A 22,296-nucleotide genomic window follows, 5' to 3' on the forward strand; every position below is an offset into this window, starting at 1 on the left:
CACTTTCTTAGCGTTCCGTTCACGAAAAATGGGGATCATATACCTCATGAGTGTTGAACCAGGGCATTTCGCCAGATCTGCGGACGGACTCCCCGAAGATCGTTTCCTTGACCGGGAGGAGAGCTGGCTCCGGTTCAACCAGCGCGTTCTGGACCTGGCGGCCGATCCCGCCCTGCCGCTGCTCGAGCGGGTGAAGTTCCTCGCGATCTTCGCGACCAACCTCGACGAGTTCTTCATGGTCCGGGTGGCCGGGCTGGCCCGGCGCATGGCAACCGGCATCGCGGTCCAGTCCGCGAGCGGGCGGCAGCCCCGTGAGGTCCTCGCGCACACGTCCGAGGTGGCGCACGAGCTGATGCTCAAGCACGCGGCGCTGTTCCAGCAGGAGATCCTCCCCGCCCTCGCCAAAGAGGGGATCGAGCTGCTGCGCTGGGACGAGCTGGCCGACACCGAGAAGGAGAGCCTCAACCGCCTGTTCCGGCGGCGGATATACCCGGTGCTCACGCCGCTGGTCGTCGACCCGGCGCACCCCTTCCCGTACATCTCCGGGCAGTCCCTGAACCTGGCCGTGCTGGTCCGCGACCCGGAGAACGGCGCGACGATGTTCGCTCGGGTCAAGGTGCCGCCGCTGCTGCCGAGGTTCCTGGAGGCGTCGCCGTCGCGGTTCGTGCCGCTGGAGGACGTGATCGCGGAGAACCTGCCCGCGCTGTTCACCGGCACCGAGATCCTCGAACACCACGCCTTCCGGGTCACCCGCAACCAGGACCTGGAGGTCGACGAGGACATCGCCGAGAACCTCCTGCAGGCCCTCGAACGCGAGCTGCTGCGCCGTCGCTTCGGCCCGGTCGTCCGTCTGGAGGTCGAAGAGTCGATCACCCCGGAGGTGCTCGACCTGCTGATGACCGAGCTGGAGGTCGACGAGCGCGCCGTCTACCGCGTGCCCGGCCCGCTCGACCTCGGCGGCCTGTTCGCCATCGCCGGCCTGGACCGCAGCGAACTGAAGTACCCGCCGTTCGTGCCGTCGGAGGCGGCCCTGCCGCACGACGCGGACATCTTCGCCACTCTGCGCGATCACGACGTCCTCGTCCAGCACCCGTACGACTCGTTCAGCACCAGCGTCGAGCGCCTCATCGAGGCCGCCGCCGCCGACCCGCAGGTCCTGGCGATCAAGCAGACGCTGTACCGCACCAGTGGCGACTCGCCGATCATCGACGCCCTCATCGACGCCGCCGAGGCGGGCAAGCAGGTCGTCGTGGTCGTCGAGATAAAGGCGCGCTTCGACGAGCAGGCCAACATCACGTGGGCGCGCAAACTGGAGCGGGCCGGCTGCCACGTCGTGTACGGCTTCGTCGGCCTCAAGACCCACTGCAAGGTCGCGCTGGTCGTCCGCGAGGAGTCCGACGGGGACCTCCGCCGCTACTGCCACATCGGCACCGGCAACTACAACCCCAAGACCGCCCGGATCTACGAGGACTACGGCCTGCTGACCGCCGACCCGGACGTCGGCCAGGACGTCAGCGCCCTGTTCAACCACCTCACCGGCTACTCGCGCGACACCGAGTACAAGCGGCTCCTCGTGGCCCCCGACTTCGTGCGCGGCGGCCTTGTCCGGCGCATCGAGCGGGAGGTGGAGCAACACCAGGCCGGCCGCCCGGCGCGCATCCGGTTCAAGTGCAACGCGCTGGTCGACGAGGTGCTCATCGACGCGCTCTACCGGGCGTCGCAGGAGGGCGTGCCGATCGACGTCTGGGTCCGCGGCATCTGCGCGCTCCGCCCCGGCGTGCCCGGCATGTCGGAGACGATCCACGTCCGCAGCATCCTCGGCCGGTTCCTCGAGCACTCCCGCGTGTACGCCTTCGAGAACGGTGGGGAGCACGAGGTCTGGATCGGCAGTGCCGACCTCATGCACCGCAACCTCGACCGCCGGGTCGAGACCCTCGTTCGCGTCACCGACCCGGCCCACTGCGCCGACCTCGTCGGCCGCTTCGAGCTCGCGATGGGCGTGGAGACCAAGTGCTGGATCCTCAACGAGGACGGCGTGTGGACCGGGCACGAGGGGGATGTCGACGTGCAGACCCAACTGATGCGCGCACGCCGCTGGAGGACTGTTGACGCCTGACCCCCCGGGGACCATCCGTGCCGCCGGCGCCGTGCTGTGGCGCCCTGGCCCGGACGGACGCCCGCTCATCGCCCTCGTCCACCGCCCACGGTACGACGACTGGTCGTTCCCCAAGGGCAAGGTCGACCGCGACGAGCACCTCGTGCGCGCCGCCGCGCGCGAGGTCTGGGAGGAGACCGGGGTCTGGCCGGTGCTCGGCCGCCGGCTGCCCACGGTCCGCTACCCCCGGGGCGATCGGCCCAAACGGGTCGACTACTGGGCGGCCACCGGCGACGAGAGCCGGTTCGTGCCCAGCGACGAGGTCGACCAGGTCGACTGGCTGCCGTTCGGCCAGGCGACGGAACGCCTCACGTACGAGCACGACCGCTGGGTCCTGCAGGCGTTCGCCGCCGGACCCATCCGCACGACGCCGTACATCATCCTGCGGCACGCCGACGCGCTGGAGAAGCGTGACTGGCAGGACGACGACCTGCTGCGCCCCCTCGACGAGGAGGGCCGCGCCCAGGCGCAGCGGCTCGACGACGTGCTCACCTGCTACGGCCCCACCCGCGTGATCAGCTCGGCGACGGCGCGCTGCCTGGAGACGGTGCTGCCCTACGCCTGCCGGACCGGCTCGGAGGTCCGCACCGACTGGGCCGTCACCGTCGGCGCCTCGAAGGCCCCGGGCGACCGCATCGCCGAGTTCCTCGCCAACGGCGTCCCCGTCCTGATCTGCACCCACGGCGAGCTCGTCCCCGAACTCGTCTCCCGCGCCTGCGAGGAGCTCGGCGCTCAGCCTCCAGAGGATCCCAGGCTCCCGAAGGGCGGCTTCTGGGTCTTCCAGGTCGCCGACGGCGCCCTCGCCTCCACCGAACACCACGCCTGCTGACCCGCCGGATCGTCAGCGCACGGTACGGAAGAAGGCGCGGATGTCGGCGACGAGCGGTTCGGGGGCCTGGAGAGAGGCGAAGTGGCCGCCGGTGTCGAACTCCGACCAGTGGGCGACGTTGTTCGACAGGGCCGCCAACGTCCGGATCGCGCGGTCGCCGACGAACTTGGCGACGCCGGTCGGCACTCCGGAGGAGGCCGGCCGGCCCCAGCCGTCGGCGGCGATCTCGCGGTAGAGGCGTGCGGCGGAGCCGGCGGTGGAGGTGAGCCAGAAGGCGCTGACGTTCGTCAGCACGGCGTCCCGGTCGGCGAGCGGCTGCCGGGTCCGCGTCGGGTCGTGGTCGACGAACCACTCCAGGTTCCAGGCCAGTTGTCCCGCCGGCGAGTCGTTCAGGGCGTACGCCACCGTCTGCGGGCGGGTGGACATCTGGGTGGCGTACCCCGAGTGGGCCTGCCACCAGGCCTGATTCGCCCGAGCCTGCTCGCGTTCGGTGTCGGAGAGCAGGTCGAGTTCGTGCGGGCCCGCAGGGGCCGAGGCCCCCACGAACGCGTTGAGGTGAACGCCGGCGACGTGCGCGGGGGCGACGCGGCCGAGCTCCGCGGAGACGATGGAGCCGAAGTCACCGCCCTGGGCGCCATAGCGGTCGTATCCGAGGCGGCGCATGAGCTCGGCCCAGGCGCGTGCGACGCGGTTGCTCCCCCAGCCCTTCTCCCGCGTGGGTCCGGAGAAGGGGAATCCGGGCACGGAGGGGGCCACGACGTGGAACGCGTCGGCGGGGTCCGCGCCATGGGCGCGGGGGTCGGTGAGCGGGCCGATGATGTCCAGGAAGTCGGCCACGGTGCTCGGCCAGCCGTGCGTGACGATGAGCGGGACGGCGTCGGGCTCCGGAGAGCGCGCGTGCAGGAAGTGCACGTTCTGCCCGTCGATCGTCGTGGTGAACTGCGGCACCGCGTTCAGCCGCGCCTCGTGGGCCCGCCAGTCGTATCCGTCGATCCAGTACTCGACCATCTCCTGGAGGTGGGAGCGGGCGACGCCGTAGTCCCAGCCCACGCCGGGGAGCTCATCGGGCCAGCGGGTCCGGGCGAGCCGGTCACGCAGATCGTCGAGATCCGCCTGCGGGATATCGATCTTGAAGGGGTTGATCTCCATGGGTCTCCTCGGCCGTCGATCGCACCGTCCGAACGAGGACACGGTAGGGACCACTCAGGTCAGATACCGACCGCATTACCGAGCCTGAGCTCCGCGGCGGCCGGTGACCAAGCGTTTCGAAACCGGGTTTCGGGATCGCTGTGCAAGGTAAATCTGGTCGTCGCTCCGACGTACGACCTATCGTCGAGCGGACCGGTTCCCGGCGGAATAGCCCCTCGTACCCCCAGTGACGGAGTAGTGATGTCCCACCATCTCGATTCGCCACTCGCCCGTCAGGATCCCCGCCTCGACATCAGCGATGTGTACATCTTCCGCGGCGGGAGCGGGACCGTCTTCATCATGAACGTGAACCCGCTTTCCGGATCTGGCGGTTTCCACCCGGAGGGCCGGTACGAGTTCAGGATCGACACGGACGGTGACGCGATCGAGAATCGCACGTACGTCGTGACCTTCCGGGACCCGGAACCCGATGGTGATCAGGCATTCGAGGTACGACGACTGGACGGCGCCGACGCGCGCGATCGGACCGCCCCCGGAGTCGTCGTGGGCCAAGGACGCACCGGCCGGGAGATCCGCGGGGCGGACGGGACGCGGATCTGGGCGGGCCCGGCGGCGGACCCGTTCTACATCAACGGGACCGTCGTCGGCGCGGTCAAACACGCGGTCGCGAACGGAACGCCGTTCGAGCCGTCCGCCGTGGACTACAGCACGTCGGCGAACCTTTTCGCGGGCACCAATGTGTGCGCGATCGTCATGGAGGTTCCGGACCAGGCGTTCGATACGTCCGAGATCGGGTTCTGGGGAACGACGGCGCTGGCGACCGACGCGGGCGGCTGGGGCCAGGTGAATCGCTGCGCCACTCCACTGGTGAACACGATCTTCAATCCGGACGACTCTCAGCGTGCCGACGACTACAACACCACCCATCCCAGCCACGACAGGATGGTGCACGGCCCGCTCGTCGCCCATCTGGTCGCCAAGGTCGTCACGGCCATGGGAACCAGCGACGACCCGGCGGCACACGCGCAGCGGGTGGCCGACGCCCTCTTTCCGGACATCCTCCGGTACAGGCTCGGCACCACGGCCGATTTCGGGTTCGCCGGCCGTAACGGGCGGGGCCTCACCGAATGCGTACCGGAGGTGATGTTCTCCCTGGTACTGAACAGGGCCGTCCCACTAGGCATCGACGCCCGGTCCGCGGCGGGCGTCCCCGGCGCGGACTTCCCCTACCTGGCTCCGGCGGTGTGACGCCGGCCGTTCGGGCGGGGACTACCGTTATCCGCGCGGACGCCGGACCGAAAGAGCGACCGGTTGCTTCGCACCACTGTGACGCCGGCCTGCGGCGCCCGGCCGGTCGACCGGCGGTCGCGCAGCGGACTGCGCGTCGGATGCGGTGGGCCGTGGAAGAAGAGGATTCGCGTGCCGACGCTCAGCGCTCTTGTGCACCAGCTCGAGCCCAGGTTGCGGCTCCTTGTGGAGCCTGTCGACGAGACCGCCGAGGTGGAGTCCGCGGTCGTGCTCTCCGACGGGGATCCGTTGGGATGGCCGGACGCGGACCTGGCCGCGCTCTCGGGCGTCCTGGTGATCCTTTCTGTTCGTGCTGAAACGCGCGGTGACGTGGCCGAGACCGTGCGGCGGCTCGGCGAGATCGGCGCCGCCGGTGTGGTCCTGGTCGGTGGCGTTACGGACCCGGCCGACATCGCCGAGTCCGCGCGTCGCCATCGCATCCCGTTGCTGGCCGCATCCGATGACCCGTCCCACGTGTGGGCGGCGGTCACAGCGGTGCTCCGGGAGGAGCGGAAGAACGACCACCGTCATGCCACGAACCTGCGGGAGCTGCACCGGGACGCGACACTGCCGGGCGGCCTGGAGCGCCTCGTACGTCGGCTCGCACAGCAGGTCGGGGGAAGCGTCGTGCTGCTCGATCAGACCGGCGAACCGCTGCACGCCTTTCCCCGCCTTCCCGGCGACGTCCTCGACCAGGTCGCCCAGGACCTCGAGCGGGTGCGGAAGGGCGTGGTCCGAGCCGCCGCCGCCGATCTGGGCACCGGCGTCGTTCACATTCAGTCGCTCGGCGAAGGAGAAGCGGGCACGATACTCGTCGTCGCGAGGGAGCAGCGGTTCTCTCCGGCCGTACGCAGCCTGATCATGGACGCGTCACGCCTCGTGGAGCTGCGGCGGCGGGTGGATGTCACCGATCTTCAAGGACGCCGCCTGAATCAGGCGGAGGCGCATACCCGCGAGGCGGTGCTCCATCTGCTCATGGTCGGTCAGGTCGAAGCCGCTCGCCGGGTCTCCGGGGCGCTCGGGCCTCCGCTCGCCGACAGCGTGCGCGTCTATATCGTGGAATGTCCGCCCGGTGTCCAGGGCCGCGTCGGCGCGTACTTCAACCGGGTGTCGGGCGGCCGGGCGTGGATCGTTCGGTGTCCGGTCTACACCGGGCACGTCATCGTCATTGGTCCAGCCGCCGACGAAGTCACCGAGGCGGAGGAGGAGGCGTTGCGGACCTTTGCCGCCTGCTCCGGCGGCATCCACATCGGTTGCAGCGGCATCGTCGCGCTTCGGGAGATCGCTTCGGGATATTCGCAGGCGTTCCACGCACTCGCCGTGGCGCGTGGCAGCGCCGGGCGCTACAGCCGGTTCAGTCCGCGTGGTGATCTGGCCGCACTCCTGCGCCCTCGCGCGCAGGCGTGGGCGCGGGAGGCGCTCGGGCCACTGTCTCAGTACCGCCCCGACCGGGCTCAGGATCCCGACGGGCCCGAGTTGACCGCCACCCTCCGCTCGTGGCTGGACTTCTACGGCGGCGCCGCACGTCAGATGAAGATCCACCGCAACACGCTGGCGGCACGGCTGCGTCATATCGAACGACTCCTCGGCAGTCCGCTGCATGACCTCCCGACCCAGGCGAGGCTGCACCTGGCGCTGCGCGTCCTCGACGGCGCGGGCGGCGGCGATCCCGTACCCGTCGACGTGCTCCTTGATGATCCCCACGTACGTCACTGGAGTCGGCTGCAGGTCTCGCCTCTGCTGGAAGGCGGCCGAGGGCCCCTGCTGCAGACGCTGCGCGTGTGGCTGGACCACGACGGCCGTCTCGAAGCGACGGCGTCGGCGCTCGGCATCTCGGTGCCCGGGACGCGGAAGCGACTCGGCCGGGTCGAGGAGATTCTTGAGCGCTCGCTGCTGCGCGGCCCCTCGGCACGTTATGACATGTGGTTCGCCCTCAGGGCGTACGACGGCTGACCGGATCCCTATCTGACGCAGCATTTCGTCACCAGGCCGGCGGCTCACCGTGCGAAGTGACCCTGGCTGGAGCGCCGACCCTCTCCTACGGTCTGACCGTGGCAGTTCGCAGGCGCGGCGAAGCAGCCCATGCCGACCGGCCCTCGCACCAAGGATGACGATTGTCCGACCTTCACCTGCCTCCTATCACCCCCGAACGCCGAGACCCCCGGCGTCACGCCAGGTCGCGTGGTCGCCGGGCACATCGACCGATCGACACTCGCACCTTCCAGCTGGGTGTTTCCGTCGTTCCCGCAATTCTCATGGCGTTCGTGGGGCTGGCCGCGGTGATGGGACTTATCGGGATGGGGGCCTCGCCGTCGAAGGAGCGGCCGGCTCTCGTCATCGCCGCTGTGGGAGCGGCGGTCGTCATCTCTGGCGCAATTCTCGCGGCGGGTATGGCGGCTCGGCGAGAACGGAGGATAATTGCCAGTTTGTCCATAGGGTCTGCGGACCTGCAGCGGCGACTCGGCGAACTCACGCCTTTGGTCTCTCGCGGCCGGGAGGACCTGCGGGTCCTGACAGAGCGCATCGCGGCCGGCGAGGTTCCCGCCCCCCGCGGCGTCGGCCCCCGAGCCGCCACGACCGCCGACCCGGTGACGTACCTCGCGCATGAGCTGCAGAGAGCGCATGAGGAGGCGTGGAACGCTCTCGTCAGTGCGGCGGGCCCGAAACCCGACGGCGGTCCCGCGCAGCGAGTCGAGGTCTTCGTCAACCTCTCGCGGCGGATGCAGACGCTCTCCCACCGGGCGATCCAGGGACTCGACGAGTTGGAGAACCAGGTGGAGGATCCGGATCTCCTCAAGGGCCTGTTCAGGGTCGATCACCTCGCCACGCGGCTGCGTCGGCAGGCCGAAAGCCTCGCCGTGATCGGTGGGGGCGCCCCACGGCGTCAGTGGAGCAGGCCGGTCACCGTGTACGAGGTACTGCGCTCGGCCATCGCCGAGGTCGAGCACTACAGCCGGGTCAAGGTGGTGCCGCCGGTCGAGGGCACACTGGACGGCGGCGCGGTCGCGGACGTCATCCATCTGCTCGCCGAACTCGTCGAGAACGCCACCAGGTTCTCGCCTCCGGAAACGCAGGTCTACCTCCGCACCGGAGCCGTGACCGCCGGCCTGGTCGTCGAGATCGAGGACCGCGGCCTCGGCATGGCGCGGGAGATTCAGCACCGGCTGAACGACCTCCTCGCCGGCGCGGAGCACATCGACACCGACGCGTTGGTGGAGGAGGGACGTATCGGCCTGCTCGTCGTAGCCGCTCTCTCGCAACGCCATAATGTCGCCGTCAGGTTGCAGACGAACATCTACGGCGGCACGCAGGCCGTGGTCGTGATCCCGAACGAGTTGATCGGTTCGGAACCGCCGAAGAGCAGCGGTCAACCGGCGACCCCGCCCGCGCCCGTGCCGGTCTCGTCAACCACGGCATCAGGCGCATTCACCTCGTCGCAACCTCTCTCCGCAACGGGATCGGCCGCCGGGGTCCGGCCCGGCGGCCGGTCCGAGGCGTGGCAGGACGGCAGTGCCGACGCGTCCGTCCGGCACACGGATCGACAGCCCGCCCCCGCATCTCCGGCGAACGATGATCGGCGCCCGGAACTGCCGAGACGTCGTGCCCAGGCCAACCTGGTCCCCGAACTGCGGAACGCTCCCGCGCCGCGGGACGACGACGCGGATGTCAGCCACAACCACGGGCTGATGGCGGCATTCCGGAAAGGGATTCGCAGCGGCCGGGACGAGGATCTGACGGGCGAGCCGGGTGGAACGGCTTAAAAGAAGATCACGAATCTGGAAGGAACCCGAATTGAGCGCCGTCTCGCCGAACCAGTCGACGGATCTCGCCTGGCTGCTGAAGAACCTGTCCCAGGAAGTCCCGGACATTCGGGGCAGTGTGCTGCTGTCCTCGGACGGAATGGTGAAAGCCGCACACGGCCTGGACCGGTCCGGCTCGGAATATCTCGCGGCACTCGCCTCCGGGCTCTTCTCCATGGCACGGAGTGCCAGTACCAAATTCGATGGCCGGGGCGAAGTCCGCCAGGTCGTAGCCGAACTCCACCCCAGCCAGCTGTTCATCTCGTGGGCCGGTTTCAACTCGGTTCTCGCGGTGCTGGCGAAGGGGGAGGCCGACCCGGCCGTCGTCGGCTACGAGGTGGCGCGCTTGATCAAAGCCGTCCGGCCCTTCCTGGACACGGCGGCCCGCGCACCGTCCGCCGCCCCTGCTGATCGAAGCCGATGAACATGGCAGCCAGTGACGATGAGGTCTGGATCGACCACGCGGCCGGCCCGCTGATCCGCCCGTACACGGTGAACGAGGGCCGCACCCGCCCCACCGTGGACCTGGATCTGCTCTCCTTGGTGGCCAGCACCGGCTGGGCCAGCCCGGACCTCGATCCAGAACACGTCAGGGTGCTCGAACTGTGCCATACGCCGCTCTCGGTCGCCGAGGTCGCGGCACGCATACGCCTTCCGGTAGTCGTCACGAAAGTTCTACTCGCTGATCTGGTGGACTGCGGAGCCATCGCCACCCAAGCCCCGCCCAGCCTGGCCGGCGCCGTCGACCGGGCCCTACTGGAGAAGCTGCTCGATGGCCTACAACGAATCTGACGCTTTCCCCACCCAGGTCAAAATCCTGATAGCGGGTGGCTTCGGCGTCGGAAAGACGACCTTCGTCGGCGCGACGAGCGAGATCGAGCCGCTGAACACGGAAGAGCTCATCACCGCGGCCAGCGCGGGCGTCGACGACCTCAGCGGGACGGAGGACAAGTCGACGACGACCGTGGCCATGGACTTCGGCCGCATCACCATCGATCAGCACCGCATCGTGCTCTACCTGTTCGGAACCCCCGGACAGGAGCGCTTCTGGTTCATGTGGGACGAGCTGTCCGCCGGAGCGCTGGGCGCCATTGTCCTGGTCGACACCCGTCGTCTGGACGAATCCTTCGCCGCCGTCGACTTCTTCGAGAGCCGTGGCATCCCGTTCCTCATCGCGGTCAACGAGTTCGACGACGCGTTCCACTACGTCCCTGAAGAAGTGCGAGCAGCGCTCGAACTCGGCCCGGGCGTGCCGATCGTGCTGTGCGACGCGAGGGACCCCCGTTCCGCGACCTCGGTCCTCCGGTCCCTGATCCAGCACCTCCTCACCACCGTGTACGTCCCGTCCGCCTAGACCATGTGAGCTTCCGCACCGGCAGTCTGCGCTATTTGATGATTTCTTGAGGAGTTCGTGATGAGTCTTCCCCCCACCCGCCGTCTCGTGTCTCCCATAGACACGGACGCGTATCGCCGTGCCGCCCGGCTACAGGAACTGGGCATCCGGGAAGAGCCCGATCCCGAGTTCGATGAATTCGCCCGCGCCCTGGCCCAGGATCTGGATGCGCCCTTCGCGATGGTGAACATCATCGGCCCGGAACGACAGTACTTCGCCGGACTGTACCCGTCCTCGCTCGACCGGGGCGTCGACCCGAGGACGGATCCATTCCGGACAATGGCGTGTGACGAGGGATACTGCATGTACGTGGTGACGCGGAAGCACGCCATGGCGCTGAACGAAGTAATGGACTACCACCTCTTCGCCGGCAATCCGGTGGTGGACCAAATCGGGGTACGCGCCTACCTGGGCGCCCCGCTGATGGACCAGGACGAAACCCTGGGCACCATCTGCGTCGTGGACACCAAGCCCCACGATTGGGGTTCGCAGGGAGTCGCGTTCATCAAGGCGCGGGCCGCCGCACTCGTGAAAAGGATCGAGCAGCGGGCCAGCCTACGGAACGGTCCCGGAACCCGTACGGCCGGGCGGACCGCCGAAAGAAGATGAAATCCACACGCCTGCGCCCGCGGCGTCCACCCGTCGTGACCAGCGGCGTCATGAACCGTCCGTCCGCGGGCGGGGTCGCCGACGCCGCCGCCCAGGACTCCTTCTGCGCCGGCACGAGCTGCGTCATCACGACGATCTACGACCAGTCCGGCCGGGGGAACAACCTGACCCAGGCACCCGGTGGCGGAGCGGCCGGCGGCCCGGACAACCTGGCCAACGCGACCGCGGCACCCACCACCGTGGGCGGCCACAAGGCCTACGGCGTGTACGTCGCCGCGGGCACCGGCTACCGCAACGACCGCACGAACGGCATCGCGACCGGCGACCAGTCCGAAGGCGAGTACGGCGCGGTACAGGCGAACATCGTCGCCGCCGGCTACCGCTGACCCCAAGACGGCCCGCCACCCGGACGCACCGACGGCGCACACCGCGTGAGTCACGACCTTCACGTGGCGTGCGCCGCGCCATGACCGTGGTCAGGAGTCGGGGAAGAGCCAGAGGCCCTGGTCGGCGGCGGCGCGTACGAAAGCGGCGAGGGCCTCGATGCCGCTCAGCGGGACGACCGTGGCGCCGTCCAGCTGGACCTTGTCCGTGCCTGCGGCGAGGGCGTCGGTCAGCCACCGGGCCAGGCGCCCGTCGAGGTCGCGGACCTGTGCGGGGTCGTGCAGTTCGTACAGGTTCATGCCGAGGGTGCCACTGACCCACTCCCGGTACACCTGGCCGCGGAATCCGGTGAAGTCGCCGTCGGAGGGCCAGAACAGGCCCTCGGGGAAGTCGCGGGGGATGTCCTCGAACGGGTCGAGGTCGGCAGGGCCATCCCACTCCCACGTGACGGGCGTCTCCAGCGTGTCGTGCCCCGTCACCGTCGGATCTCCCGGGCGGACGGCGTAAACATCGAGTCCCATGGTTCCCGATCGTCGCACATTGTGATCACTTGTGTGGGAAAACGCCACGCCGTCCTGGAGACGCCCGTCGACTCCCGGTCCTACCAGGGGAGGGGGCCGCCGGCGGCGAAGTAGCCTCCGGTCGGGCCATCGGGGCCCACCTGCGCCATGCGGACGATGATCTCGGCGCCCTCCTCGACGGTCTGCGTGCCCGTGTTCCCGTTCAGGTCCGTCTTGGTGTAACCGGGCTCCACGGCGTTGATCCGCATGTTCGAGAACGCCTTGGCGTACTGCACGGTGATCATGTTGACCGTGACCTTCGACGCCGGATAGGCGATGCCCGGGTAGGCGTACGTGGGTGTGTCCGGCGTGGTGACCAGGGTCAGCGAGCCCAGGCCGCTGCTGACGTTGACCACCACCGGTGAGGCGGACCGCCGCAGCAGCGGCAGGAACGCGTGGGTGACGCGGACCACCCCGAAGACGTTGGTCTCGAACACCTGTCGCATGGCGTCGGCGGTCACGTCCGCCGCGCCGATCACCGTGTTCCCCTCGCCGCGCGCTTCGATGCCGGCGTTGTTGACCAGTACGTCCAGCCCGCCGTCGGCCTCGATGGCCTTCGCCGCGGCGGCGACGGAAGCGTCGTCGGTGACGTCGAGTTGGACCAGCCGCGCGCCCAGCCGCTCGGCGGCCCGGCGCCCGCGTTCGGCGTCCCGGCTGCCGATGTAGACGGTGTGGCCGGCCGCGATGAGCCGGCGGGCGGTCTCGAAACCGAGGCCCTTGTTCGCTCCTGTGATGAGTGTCGTCGTCATGACTCCAGACTGCGGCGGAGCGATGCGGTCTGCCAGTGGCCCTGACTTCCTGGGACCATCGGTACCAGGAAGGTTCGTCGCCGGCGATGCAGACTGGTGGCCATGACGGCGACGGAGTTCGGGCAGGCGGTGCGCCGCTGGCGCGATCGTGTCCCGCCCGAGGCCGCCGGGATGCCGGCGGGCGGGCATCGGCGTGCGCCCGGGCTGCGCCGCGAGGAACTGGCCCTGCTGGCCGGGATCTCCGTCGACTACGTCACGCGTCTCGAACAGGGCCGGGCGGCCAACCCGTCGGTGCAGGTGGTCGAGGCCCTGGCCAGGGCACTCCGGCTGTCGGGGACCGAGCGCGCACACCTGTTCCGGCTCGCCGGGCTGGTGCCGCCGGGCCCCGAAGCGGTGCCCGCGTACATCCCGCCGAGCGTCCAGCGGATGCTGGACAGGCTGGCCGGGACGCCCGTCGCGGTGTACGACGCGTCCTGGACGCTGCTCCTCGCCAACCCGCCGTACGCGGCGCTGATGGGCGATCCGTCCGGCTGGCGGGGCCACCAGCGCAACGGTGTGTGGCGGAACTTCATCGGCCCGGGCAGCCGGGTCCGGCACACGCCGGAGGGCCGCCGTGAGTTCGAGGCCGCGCTGGCCGCCGACCTGCGCGCGGCCGCCGGCCGCTACCCGGCCGACCAGCGCCTACGGCGGCTCGTCGCCGAACTGCGCGCGAACAGTGACCGGTTCGCCGAACTCTGGGATTCCGGCGCCGTCGGCCACCACGAGTCCGCGCGCAAGACCATCGATCATCCGCGGGTGGGCCCCCTGACGCTGGACTGTGACGTGCTCACCGTGGAGGGCAGCGACCTGCGCATCATGATCTACACGGCCGAGCCCGGCACCGAGGACGCCGAACGTCTCGCCCTGCTCACCGTGCTCGGCACCCAGGCACTCGTCGAGTAGTGGTGCGGCATCGGATCGGTCGCCGGGGGCGGCAGGTCAGTGGATCGGGCGCCGGGCGCCGAGGTCGGCGCGGTCGGCGGCGGCCTGGCCGGACAGCCAGCCCTCCCGGTCGATGCCGGGGGTGATCCGGCGGCCGGTGAGCTGGGGGAACATCGCGTGCATCGCCTCGTCGACGGCTTGGTCGCGGGTCGCGAGGACCGGCAGCAGGTCGGTGCCGGGCATCTCGGCCGCGGCCCGGCGCTCGGCCGCGTCGGCGGCCTCGGCGAGGCGTTCGCCGATACGAGCGGCGTACGAGGCCAGGAAGGACCGGCGGAAGGCACGGGTACGGGAGCGCCCGCCGGAGCGGCCCTCGTGGGCGAGCGCGGAGTCCGCCTGCACGAGGAGTGAGGTGAACAGCAACTCGACGGCGTCCAGGTCGGCGGGGAATCCGAGCACGGTCGAGAAGCCGAGGGCCCGGGTCCAGACGGCACGGCACCGGTTGGCCTCGGCGACGGTGCCCAGGAGGGCCGCTTTGGGGGATTCGTACGGCGCGTCGATCGGCAGGCGGCGGCCGACGGGCCCGGCCGCCTGGCCGCCTGTGCGGACCTCACCGGACCGCGCGGCCAGGAGCGCCTGGTCGATGCGGTACCGGGCCATCAGCTGCTGGGCCCGCGCGGTAAGCGCCTCCGCCTCGTCGGGGAACTCCGTCGACTCCGCCTTGGCCAGCAGGGCCCGGATCCGGTCGAGCGCTCGCCGGTCGGCCCGGCCCGCCACCCGGTCCCCGGCCCGGCCGGCCGCCTGGTCTCCGGTCTGGTCCCCGGCCTGGCCGGTGGCCCGGTACCCGGCTTGGTCGCCGCCCGTTGAACGCCGGGCCTCGCCCGGCGGCGGAACGAGGGACTCCAGGCGGGGGAGGCCGCGCAGCAACGTGATCAGTTGGAGGGCGCAGCGGGTCGCCGTGGCCTCGTCGGTACCGTGGCGGTCCGCCCACGCGGTCAGGTACGCCTCGTCCCGCGCCCACCAGACCTCGGCGCCGAGTGCGGCCAGCTGGCCGCACCACCGGTCGTCGACGGTCGCCGCCGGGTAGGCGCGCATGGCGGCGGCGATCGCGTCGGTCATCATCCGGCCGGCCCGCCTGCCGTGCGTACGGACCGCGTGGCGCACCAGGTCGGCCGGCTGCCAGCCGAGCCGCCAGCAGGCCGTGACGCCGCTGGTCAGCGCGTCGGTCACCAGACGGCTCATCCCCGGCTCGCCGGGCCCGGGCCGGTCGGCGCGTCGGTCACCGGGCGGCTCATCCTCGGCTCGCTCGCGCCCTGGCCCATCGGCGGGATCGGCTCAGTCTTCGGGGGGCTCGGCGTAGCGCTGCAGGTAGAGGGGTTCGCCGAGCTTCTCGAGGAGTTCGAGCTCCGTCTCGAGGTAGTCGATGTGCTCCTCTTCGTCCGCCAGGATGTCCTCGAAGATCCGGGCGGAGGTGACGTCGCCGCGCGAGCGCATGAGCTCGATGCCGGGGCGCAGGCGTTCGACGGCCTCCATCTCGATGGCGAGGTCGGACCGGAGCTGTTCCGGCACGCTCTGGCCGATGCGCAGCGAGCCCAGGCGCTGGTAGTTCGGCAGGCCTTCGAGGAAGAGGATGCGGTCGGTCAGGCGTTCGGCGTGCCGCATCTCGTCGAAGGACTCGGCACGGGTGTGGCGGGCGAGCCGGGTGAATCCCCAGTTGTCCTGCATCTTGGCGTGCAGGAAGTACTGGTTGATCGCCGTGAGCTCGGCCGTGAGCTGCTCGTTGAGCAGACCGATGATGTCCCTGTCACCGTCCATACCAACGCATCGTTGCATGGCGGCGGGCTCAGGGAGCCGACCGACCCGCGGTCGAGCCACCACGGGCGCGACTCGGGCGCCGACCGGTCCACCGTCAAGCCGCCGCGGGCGACGGTTCGCGATCTGGCCGCCGCAGGCGACGTCCGGCGTCAAGCCTCTACGGGCGGCCGTCGGCGGTCAGGCCGTTGCGGGTGACGGTCCGTGATCAGGCCGCTGCGGCGGCGACAGCGTCGACGCGGTCGGCGAAGTGCTCTTCGATCAGGTCGCGGATGCGGCCCACGCAGGATCCGCAGCCGGGGCGCATGTCGCAGGCGGTGCGGACGTCCTTGGCCGAGCAGGCTCCGGCCCTCACATGGCCGCGCACGTCATCGTCCGTGACGGCGTGGCAGACACATGCGTACATAGGGGGAGAGCCTCTCACTTGATCCATTAGGTAAGGCTCTCCTAAGCTAACCCAGTGTGTGCGTGGCTGGCAATGTGGGTGGCGACACACCGCCGGTTAGCGGTGCAAACCGGTATGTAATTCCGCGTGTGAGACGATCACGGCAGGGAAGCTCAACCCATGTGATACGCGTATGGCCGGGTGATCCCTATCCTCTCGGGGCTCACTACGACGGCGCAGGCACGAACTTCGCACTGTTCTCCGAAACGGCCACACGAGTCGAGCTCTGTCTGTTCGACGACGAAGGGCGCGAGACCCGCCTCGACCTCCCTGAGACGTCCGCCTTCGTCTGGCACGGTTACCTCCCCTCCGTCGTCCCCGGACAGCGGTACGGCTACCGGGTGCACGGCCCGTACGACCCCCGCCAGGGACAGCGGTGCAACCCCGCCAAGCTGCTCCTCGACCCGTACGCCAAGGCGATCGAGGGCGAGGTCGACTGGGGTCGGTCGGTCTTCTCCTACCGGTTCGGCGACCCGTTCTCCCGCAACGACGACGACAGCGCCCCGCACATGCCGAAGTCCGTGGTGATCAACCCGTACTTCGACTGGATGACCGACCGGTATCCCCGCACGCCGTACCACGAGACGATCATCTACGAGGCGCACGTCAAAGGCCTGACGAAGCTGCACCCGGACATCCCCGAGGCGCAGCGCGGCACGTACCTGGGCCTGGCCCACCCGGCGGTGATCGACTACCTCCGGGAGCTGGGCGTCACGGCGGTCGAGCTGATGCCGGTGCACCAGTTCGTCCACGACGACGTCCTGCTGAGGAAAGGCCTGCGGAACTACTGGGGTTACAACACGATCGGCTTCTTCGCCCCGCATAACGGGTATTCCTCCACGGGGCAGCTCGGCGAACAGGTGCAGGAGTTCAAGCTGATGGTGCGGACCCTGCACGAGGCGGGGATCGAGGTGATCCTCGACGTGGTCTACAACCACACCGCCGAGGGCAACCACCTGGGGCCCACCCTCGGCTTCCGGGGCATCGACAACGCCCACTACTACCGGCTCGTCGACGGCGCGCCGGAGTACTACCTGGACACGACCGGCACAGGCAACAGCATCAACGTCCATCAGCCGCACGCGCTGCAGTTGATCATGGATTCGCTGCGGTACTGGGTGACCGAGATGCACGTCGACGGGTTCCGGTTCGATCTGGCGTCGGCGCTGGCGCGGGAGTTCCACGACGTGGACCGGCTGTCGGCGTTCTTCGACCTGGTCCAGCAGGACCCGATCGTGTCGCAGGCGAAGCTGATCGCCGAGCCGTGGGACGTCGGACAGGGCGGCTACCAGGTCGGCAACTTCCCGGCCCTCTGGACCGAGTGGAACGGGAAGTACCGCGACACCATGCGCGACTACTGGCGCGGGGCGGACGGTCGGCTCCCGGAGTTCGGCAGCCGGTTCACCGGATCCAGCGACCTGTACGCCGACGACGGGCGGCACCCGATCGCCTCGGTCAACTTCGTCACCTGCCACGACGGGTTCACGCTGCACGACCTCGTCTCGTACGACGGCAAGCACAACGAGGCGAACGGCGAGGGCAACCGCGACGGCGCGGACGACAACCGCTCCTGGAACCACGGCGTCGAGGGCGAGACCGACGACCCGGACGTCATCGGCATGCGCGAGCGCCAGAAGCGGAACATGCTGACCGCCCTCCTGCTGTCCCAGGGCGTGCCGATGCTGTCCCACGGCGACGAGGCCGGCCGTACCCAGCGCGGCAACAACAACGCCTACTGCCAGGACAATGAGATCTCCTGGATGACCTGGTCCGACTCGCCGGAGCAGGACATCCTGCGGGCGTTCGTGCGGCGGGTGACCGAGCTGCGCCGCGAGCACCCGGTGTTCCGGCGCCGCCGCTTCCCGACCGGCGACGGCGTCATCGCCTGGTACTCCACCAACGGCAGTCCGATGACCGACGCCGACTGGCAGACCCCGTACGCCAAGGCGATCACGGTCTTCCTCGACGGCGACCGCATCGCCGAGCCGGACCGGCGCGGCGAGCCGATCCGCGACGACTCGTTCCTGCTGCTGTTCAACGCCGCCGACCTCGACCTGAACTTCGCGCTGCCCGACACCGGCGGAGGGATGTGGACCGGCGTGCTGGACACGGCGGCTCCGATCGAGGTGTACGACGACCATGACCGGCCGGTGGTGAGCACCGGCGAGAAGGTGCTGGTCGAGGCCCGTTCGATGCAGGTGCTGCGGCGTGTCTAGGCACCCGAGCGCGACGTACCGGCTGCAGCTGCGCCGGGAGTTCGGCTTCGCCGAGGCCGGCGAGCTCGCCGGCTACCTGGCGGCGCTCGGCGTCTCGCACGTGTACCTGTCGCCGATCCTGCAGGCCGTCCCCGGCTCCGCCCATGGCTACGACGTCATCGACCACGCGCGGATCTCCGACGACCTCGGCGGGGAGGATGGCTTCCGGGCGATGGCGGCCCGGATGCGGGCGCACGGCCTGTCGATCATCGTGGACATCGTGCCGAACCACATGGCGATCCCCGCGCCGGAGAACCTCAACCGGGCGTTCTGGGACGTCCTGCGACAGGGGCCGGACTCCCCGTACGCCCGGTGGTTCGACGTCGACTGGTCCCAGGGCGTCATCGTGGTGCCGGTACTCGGCTCGCCGGACGACGAGCCCCGGCCGGACGGCGACGTGCTGCGCTACCACGACCACGTCTTCCCGCGCGGGGGCCGCTACCGCGCGACCCACTGGCGCGAGCCGGACCTGAACTACCGGCGTTTCTTCGACATCTCGACTTTGATCGGGCTGCGGGTGGAGGACCCGGAGGTCTTCGACGCGACCCACGCCGTGATCCTGCGGCTGGTCGACGAGGGACTGATCGACGGCCTGCGGATCGACCATCCTGACGGGCTCGCGGACCCGCGCGGCTACCTGCGGCGTCTCGACCGGCCCCGCGGCTGGGTGGTCGCCGAGAAGATCCTCGTCGGCGAGGAGACGCTTCCCGCCGACTGGCCGTGCGGCGGCACCACCGGGTACGACGCGCTCGGCATGGTCGGCGGGCTGTTCGTCGACCCGGCCGGGGACAAACCGCTGACCGAGGCGTACACCGCGCTGACCGGCGGCCCCGCCGACTTCACGGAGGTCGAGCGCGCGGCCCGGCGGTTCGCCGCCGACCGGATCCTCGTGCCGGAGGTGCGCCGCCTGACCGAGCTGCTGACCCGGGTCCTGCCGGACGAGGACCCCGACGCGCTGCGGGAGGTCCTGGTCGAGCTGCTCGTCGCGATGCCGGTGTACCGCGCGTACATCGTGCCCGGCGAGGAACCCCCGGCGCAGGCCCTGGAGATCGTCGCCCAGGCCGCGGCCGAGGCCCGCGCGGTGCTCCCGGACGGTGTCCTGCTCGACAAGGTCATCCCCCTCGTACTGGGGCTCGGCGGCCGTGACGCGGTCCGGGACGAGTTCGCCGTACGGTTCCAGCAGACGTCCGCGCCGATGACCGCCAAGGGCGTCGAGGACACCGCCTTCTACCGCTGGTCCCGGCTGGCCGCCCTGAACGAGGTGGGCGGCGACCCGACGCGGTTCGCCGTCTCGCCGGAGGAGTTCCACGCCTACTGCGCGCGGATCGCCGCCGACCGGCCCCGCACGCTCACGACGCTGTCGACGCACGACACCAAGCGGCAGGAGGACGTACGGGCGCGGCTGGCCGTCCTGTCGGAGCTGCCGGACGAGTGGGTCGCCGCCGTGGGCCGCTGGCGGTCGCGGGCGCCGGAGAGCCCCCTGGAGCCCGACCTGGACTACCTGATGTGGCAGACGATCGTCGGAGCCTGGCCGCTGCCCGCCGACCGGCTCAGGGAGTACCTCACGAAGGCGATGCGCGAGGCCAGGACCCGTACGTCGTGGACGGACCCCGACCCGGCGTACGAGGAGGCGGTCCTGGCCCACGCGGACGCGGTCCTGGCCGACCCGGCGCTCACCGCGGACGTCACCCGGTTCGTCGACCGGATCGCGCCGTACGCGCGTGTGGGCTCGCTCGGCCAGAAGCTCGTGCAGCTCGCGATGCCGGGCGTGCCCGACGTGTACCAGGGGTGCGAGCTCACCGGCCTGTCCCTCGTCGACCCAGACAACCGGCGGCCGGTCGACTACGCCCGCCGCCGGGAACTGCTCGCCGACCTGGACGCCGGGACCACCCCCGCCGACCTGGACGGCGAGAAGCTCCTCATCACCACGCGGCTGTTGCGGCTGCGCGAGAGGCACCCGGACTGGTTCGACGCCGGGCACGAGCCGGTGACGGTGACCGGTCCCGCGGCCGCCCACGCCGTGGCGTTCCGGCGCGGCGGCGCGGTCATGGTCGCGACACGCCTGCCCGCGGCCCTCGAACGGCGCGGAGGCTGGGGCGGAACCCATCTCGACCTGCCCGGAGGCCCCTGGCACGACGTCCTCACCGACCAGTCGTACCCCTCCGGTCTGGAGCTGAGCGGGCTGCTCCTCCTGCTCCCGGTCGCCGTGCTCATCGAGGCTCCGTGACGTACGAGGTATGGGCCCCGGCCGCCGAGACGGTCGAGGTGGAGACCTGCGGGATCCGGCACGCCATGACGCCCGCCGGGCGGCCCGGCTGGTGGACGGCGCGGATCGACGCGGGCCCCGAGGGACAGGACTACGGCTTCGTGCTGGACGGCGATGGACCGTTCCCGGACCCGCGCTCGCCCTGGCAGCCGAACGGCGTGCTCGGACTCAGCCGCACGTACGACCACGAGCGCTTCACCTGGTCCGACGAGGGATGGAGAGGGCGGCCGCTGCCGGGCAGCGTGCTGTACGAACTGCACGTCGGCACCTTCACCCCCGAGGGCACGTTCGACGCGGCCATCGATCGTCTCGACCACCTCGTCGACCTCGGCGTCGACGCCGTCGAGCTGCTGCCCGTGGCCGCCTTCCCCGGACGGCACGGCTGGGGCTACGACGGCGTCCACCTGTGGGCGGTGCACGACCCGTACGGCGGCCCGGACGGGCTGAAACGCTTCGTGGACGCCTGCCACCGGCGCGGCCTGGCCGTCGTCCTCGACGTCGTCCACAACCACCTCGGCCCGAGCGGGAACCACCTCGGGCGGTTCGGCCCGTACTTCACCGACGCCTACGCGACGCCCTGGGGTCCGGCCGTCAACGTCGACCAGGCCGGCTCGGACGAGGTCCGCGCGTTCATCGTCGGCAACGCGCTGATGTGGCTGCGCGACTTCCACGTCGACGGGCTGCGGCTCGACGCCGTGCACGCCATCCGGGACCAGCGCGCCGTCCACATCCTGGAGGAACTGGCCGAGGCGGTGTCCCGGCTCGCCGCCGAGACGGGCCGGGAGATGTTCCTCGTCGCCGAGTCCGACCTGAACGACCCGCGCCTGGTCGCCTCGCGCGAGGCGGGCGGGTACGGTCTCGACGCGCAGTGGAGCGACGACTTCCACCACGCCCTGCACACGCTGCTCACCGGTGAGCGGCAGGGCTACTACGCCGACTTCGGCGTGCCGGGAGCGCTGGCCAAGACGCTGACCAGGGTCTTCTTCCACGACGGGACGTGGTCGTCGTTCCGAGGCCGCACGCACGGGCGGCCGGTCGACACGCTCCGCGTGCCCGGCCACCGCTTCCTCGGCTTCCTGCAGAACCACGACCAGATCGGCAACCGCGCCACCGGCGACCGGATCTCCGCGTCCTTGTCCCCGGGCCTGCTCAAGGTCGGGGCGGGCCTGCTGCTCACCGCGCCGTTCACGCCGATGCTGTTCATGGGCGAGGAGTGGGGCGCCCGCACCCCGTGGCGGTTCTTCAGCGACCACCAGGAGCCCGAGCTCGCCCGGGCCGTCAGCGAGGGGCGGCGCCGGGAGTTCGCCGACCACGGCTGGGTCGCAGGCGACGTCCCCGACCCTCAGGACCCGGAGACCTACCGCAGCTCCGTCCTCGACTGGTCCGAACCCAGGGAGTCACGCCACGGGGAGCTGCTCGACTGGTACCGCGCGCTGATCGCGCTGCGCCGCGCCCGGCCGGAGCTCACCGACCCCCGCCTGACCGAGGTCGCGGTGGAGTACGGCGAGTCGTGGCTCGTCGTCCACCGTGGTTCGCTCCGGATCGCGGCCAATCTGGGCGCGGACCCGCTGCCGTTGCCGGACGGCGACGTGCTCCTCGCCTCCTTCACCGAGGCGGGCGAGGGCCGCCTCCCGGGCGAGTCCATCGCCGTCCTGCGAACGCCCGGCCGGGGCCGGAAGTGACCT

General features: G+C 70.4%; 20 protein-coding genes. 14 read left to right on the forward strand and 6 right to left on the reverse strand.

From position 1 onward, the window contains the following. The first annotated feature begins 46 nt into the window (after positions 1-46). Positions 47-2,116, forward strand: coding sequence for an RNA degradosome polyphosphate kinase (locus AB0I04_RS32600; protein WP_360893124.1), 2,070 nt, complete (start codon positions 47-49; stop codon positions 2,114-2,116). Then, on the forward strand, positions 2,106-2,984 hold the full coding sequence (locus AB0I04_RS32605; RefSeq protein WP_360893127.1) for an NUDIX hydrolase: 879 nt from the start codon (positions 2,106-2,108) through the stop codon (positions 2,982-2,984). The genes AB0I04_RS32600 and AB0I04_RS32605 overlap by 11 nt, the downstream gene beginning before the upstream one ends. 12 nt (positions 2,985-2,996) lie before the next feature. On the opposite strand, the gene AB0I04_RS32610 is transcribed toward AB0I04_RS32605, so the two are convergent. Further along, positions 2,997-4,133: an epoxide hydrolase family protein gene (locus AB0I04_RS32610; RefSeq protein ID WP_360893130.1), complete on the reverse strand. Its 1,137-nt coding sequence runs from the start codon at positions 4,131-4,133 to the stop codon at positions 2,997-2,999. A gap of 240 nt (positions 4,134-4,373) precedes the next feature. Here AB0I04_RS32610 and AB0I04_RS32615 point away from each other — a divergent pair, with 240 nt between their 5' ends. From AB0I04_RS32615 to AB0I04_RS32650, 8 genes are all read left to right on the forward strand, one after another. Then, positions 4,374-5,381, forward strand: a complete 1,008-nt coding sequence (locus tag AB0I04_RS32615) for a DUF4331 family protein (RefSeq protein WP_360893133.1) — start codon at positions 4,374-4,376, stop codon at positions 5,379-5,381. 171 nt (positions 5,382-5,552) lie between these two features. Next, complete coding sequence (locus AB0I04_RS32620; protein ID WP_360893136.1) at positions 5,553-7,373, forward strand: helix-turn-helix domain-containing protein; 1,821 nt, start codon at positions 5,553-5,555, stop codon at positions 7,371-7,373. A gap of 473 nt (positions 7,374-7,846) precedes the next feature. Further along, a complete protein-coding gene (locus AB0I04_RS32625) occupies positions 7,847-9,181 on the forward strand; it encodes an ATP-binding protein (RefSeq protein ID WP_360893139.1) in 1,335 nt (444 codons plus the stop codon). A 31-nt stretch (positions 9,182-9,212) separates the two neighbouring features. Next, positions 9,213-9,644 (forward strand): roadblock/LC7 domain-containing protein, encoded by a 432-nt coding sequence (locus AB0I04_RS32630; RefSeq protein WP_360893142.1) that lies wholly within the window; start codon positions 9,213-9,215, stop codon positions 9,642-9,644. 2 nt (positions 9,645-9,646) lie between these two features. Then, on the forward strand, positions 9,647-10,012 hold the full coding sequence (locus AB0I04_RS32635; protein ID WP_360893144.1) for a DUF742 domain-containing protein: 366 nt from the start codon (positions 9,647-9,649) through the stop codon (positions 10,010-10,012). Next, positions 9,993-10,574, forward strand: coding sequence for an ATP/GTP-binding protein (locus tag AB0I04_RS32640; protein WP_360893147.1), 582 nt, complete (start codon positions 9,993-9,995; stop codon positions 10,572-10,574). Before AB0I04_RS32635 ends, AB0I04_RS32640 begins: the two co-directional genes overlap by 20 nt. A 60-nt stretch (positions 10,575-10,634) precedes the next feature. Further along, the gene (locus tag AB0I04_RS32645) at positions 10,635-11,222 is read left to right on the forward strand and encodes a GAF domain-containing protein (protein WP_360893149.1); all 588 of its coding nucleotides are present in this window, start codon (positions 10,635-10,637) and stop codon (positions 11,220-11,222) included. After that, a complete protein-coding gene (locus AB0I04_RS32650; protein WP_360893152.1) occupies positions 11,219-11,608 on the forward strand; it encodes an arabinofuranosidase catalytic domain-containing protein in 390 nt (129 codons plus the stop codon). The genes AB0I04_RS32645 and AB0I04_RS32650 overlap by 4 nt, the downstream gene beginning before the upstream one ends. 90 nt (positions 11,609-11,698) lie before the next feature. Here the strand turns inward: AB0I04_RS32650 and AB0I04_RS32655 are convergent, their stop codons facing one another. Continuing rightward, the gene (locus tag AB0I04_RS32655; protein ID WP_360893155.1) at positions 11,699-12,127 is read right to left on the reverse strand and encodes a hypothetical protein; all 429 of its coding nucleotides are present in this window, start codon (positions 12,125-12,127) and stop codon (positions 11,699-11,701) included. Between the two features lie 80 nt (positions 12,128-12,207). Continuing rightward, positions 12,208-12,915, reverse strand: a complete 708-nt coding sequence (locus tag AB0I04_RS32660) for an SDR family NAD(P)-dependent oxidoreductase (protein WP_360893158.1) — start codon at positions 12,913-12,915, stop codon at positions 12,208-12,210. A 102-nt stretch (positions 12,916-13,017) separates the two neighbouring features. Here AB0I04_RS32660 and AB0I04_RS32665 point away from each other — a divergent pair, with 102 nt between their 5' ends. After that, on the forward strand, positions 13,018-13,857 hold the full coding sequence (locus AB0I04_RS32665) for a helix-turn-helix transcriptional regulator (RefSeq protein ID WP_360893160.1): 840 nt from the start codon (positions 13,018-13,020) through the stop codon (positions 13,855-13,857). 36 nt (positions 13,858-13,893) lie between these two features. Here AB0I04_RS32665 and AB0I04_RS32670 read toward each other — a convergent pair whose 3' ends face one another. The 3 genes from AB0I04_RS32670 to AB0I04_RS32680 form a co-directional block, all read right to left on the reverse strand. Beyond that, on the reverse strand, positions 13,894-15,075 hold the full coding sequence (locus tag AB0I04_RS32670; RefSeq protein ID WP_360893163.1) for a DUF2786 domain-containing protein: 1,182 nt from the start codon (positions 15,073-15,075) through the stop codon (positions 13,894-13,896). 93 nt (positions 15,076-15,168) lie between these two features. Further along, positions 15,169-15,648 carry a bacterioferritin gene (bfr, locus tag AB0I04_RS32675; protein WP_360893166.1) on the reverse strand — a complete coding sequence of 160 codons (480 nt, stop codon included), beginning with the start codon at positions 15,646-15,648 and terminating at the stop codon, positions 15,169-15,171. Between the two features lie 205 nt (positions 15,649-15,853). Next, positions 15,854-16,078 (reverse strand): (2Fe-2S)-binding protein, encoded by a 225-nt coding sequence (locus AB0I04_RS32680; protein WP_360893169.1) that lies wholly within the window; start codon positions 16,076-16,078, stop codon positions 15,854-15,856. Between the two features lie 134 nt (positions 16,079-16,212). Here AB0I04_RS32680 and glgX point away from each other — a divergent pair, with 134 nt between their 5' ends. Genes glgX through treZ form a run of 3 tightly spaced genes read left to right on the forward strand, consistent with a single transcriptional unit; the run spans position 16,213 to position 22,293 of the window. Further along, entirely contained in the window at positions 16,213-18,306 is a 2,094-nt protein-coding gene (gene glgX, locus AB0I04_RS32685; RefSeq protein WP_360893172.1) for a glycogen debranching protein GlgX, read from the forward strand. Continuing rightward, entirely contained in the window at positions 18,299-20,572 is a 2,274-nt protein-coding gene (gene treY / locus AB0I04_RS32690; protein ID WP_360893175.1) for a malto-oligosyltrehalose synthase, read from the forward strand. The genes glgX and treY overlap by 8 nt, the downstream gene beginning before the upstream one ends. After that, entirely contained in the window at positions 20,569-22,293 is a 1,725-nt protein-coding gene (treZ, locus tag AB0I04_RS32695; protein WP_360893178.1) for a malto-oligosyltrehalose trehalohydrolase, read from the forward strand. Before treY ends, treZ begins: the two co-directional genes overlap by 4 nt. Positions 22,294-22,296 lie beyond the last annotated feature (3 nt).

This window comes from Actinoallomurus sp. NPDC050550, assembly GCF_040655075.1.
Classification (GTDB): Bacteria; Actinomycetota; Actinomycetes; order Streptosporangiales; family Streptosporangiaceae; genus Actinoallomurus.

Bases quoted from the DNA above. Each gene is read 5' to 3' on its own strand.
- AB0I04_RS32665 (WP_360893160.1), top strand. From the start codon at position 13,018: ATGACGGCGACGGAGTTCGGGCAGGCGGTGCGCCGCTGGCGCGATCGT.
- AB0I04_RS32600 (WP_360893124.1), top strand. From the start codon at position 47: ATGAGTGTTGAACCAGGGCATTTCGCCAGATCTGCGGACGGACTCCCC.
- AB0I04_RS32670 (WP_360893163.1), bottom strand. From the start codon at position 15,075: ATGAGCCGTCTGGTGACCGACGCGCTGACCAGCGGCGTCACGGCCTGC.
- AB0I04_RS32640 (WP_360893147.1), top strand. From the start codon at position 9,993: ATGGCCTACAACGAATCTGACGCTTTCCCCACCCAGGTCAAAATCCTG.
- AB0I04_RS32680 (WP_360893169.1), bottom strand. From the start codon at position 16,078: ATGGATCAAGTGAGAGGCTCTCCCCCTATGTACGCATGTGTCTGCCAC.
- AB0I04_RS32655 (WP_360893155.1), bottom strand. From the start codon at position 12,127: ATGGGACTCGATGTTTACGCCGTCCGCCCGGGAGATCCGACGGTGACG.
- AB0I04_RS32660 (WP_360893158.1), bottom strand. From the start codon at position 12,915: ATGACGACGACACTCATCACAGGAGCGAACAAGGGCCTCGGTTTCGAG.
- AB0I04_RS32645 (WP_360893149.1), top strand. From the start codon at position 10,635: ATGAGTCTTCCCCCCACCCGCCGTCTCGTGTCTCCCATAGACACGGAC.
- AB0I04_RS32615 (WP_360893133.1), top strand. From the start codon at position 4,374: ATGTCCCACCATCTCGATTCGCCACTCGCCCGTCAGGATCCCCGCCTC.
- bfr (WP_360893166.1), bottom strand. From the start codon at position 15,648: ATGGACGGTGACAGGGACATCATCGGTCTGCTCAACGAGCAGCTCACG.
- AB0I04_RS32610 (WP_360893130.1), bottom strand. From the start codon at position 4,133: ATGGAGATCAACCCCTTCAAGATCGATATCCCGCAGGCGGATCTCGAC.
- AB0I04_RS32635 (WP_360893144.1), top strand. From the start codon at position 9,647: ATGGCAGCCAGTGACGATGAGGTCTGGATCGACCACGCGGCCGGCCCG.
- AB0I04_RS32650 (WP_360893152.1), top strand. From the start codon at position 11,219: ATGAAATCCACACGCCTGCGCCCGCGGCGTCCACCCGTCGTGACCAGC.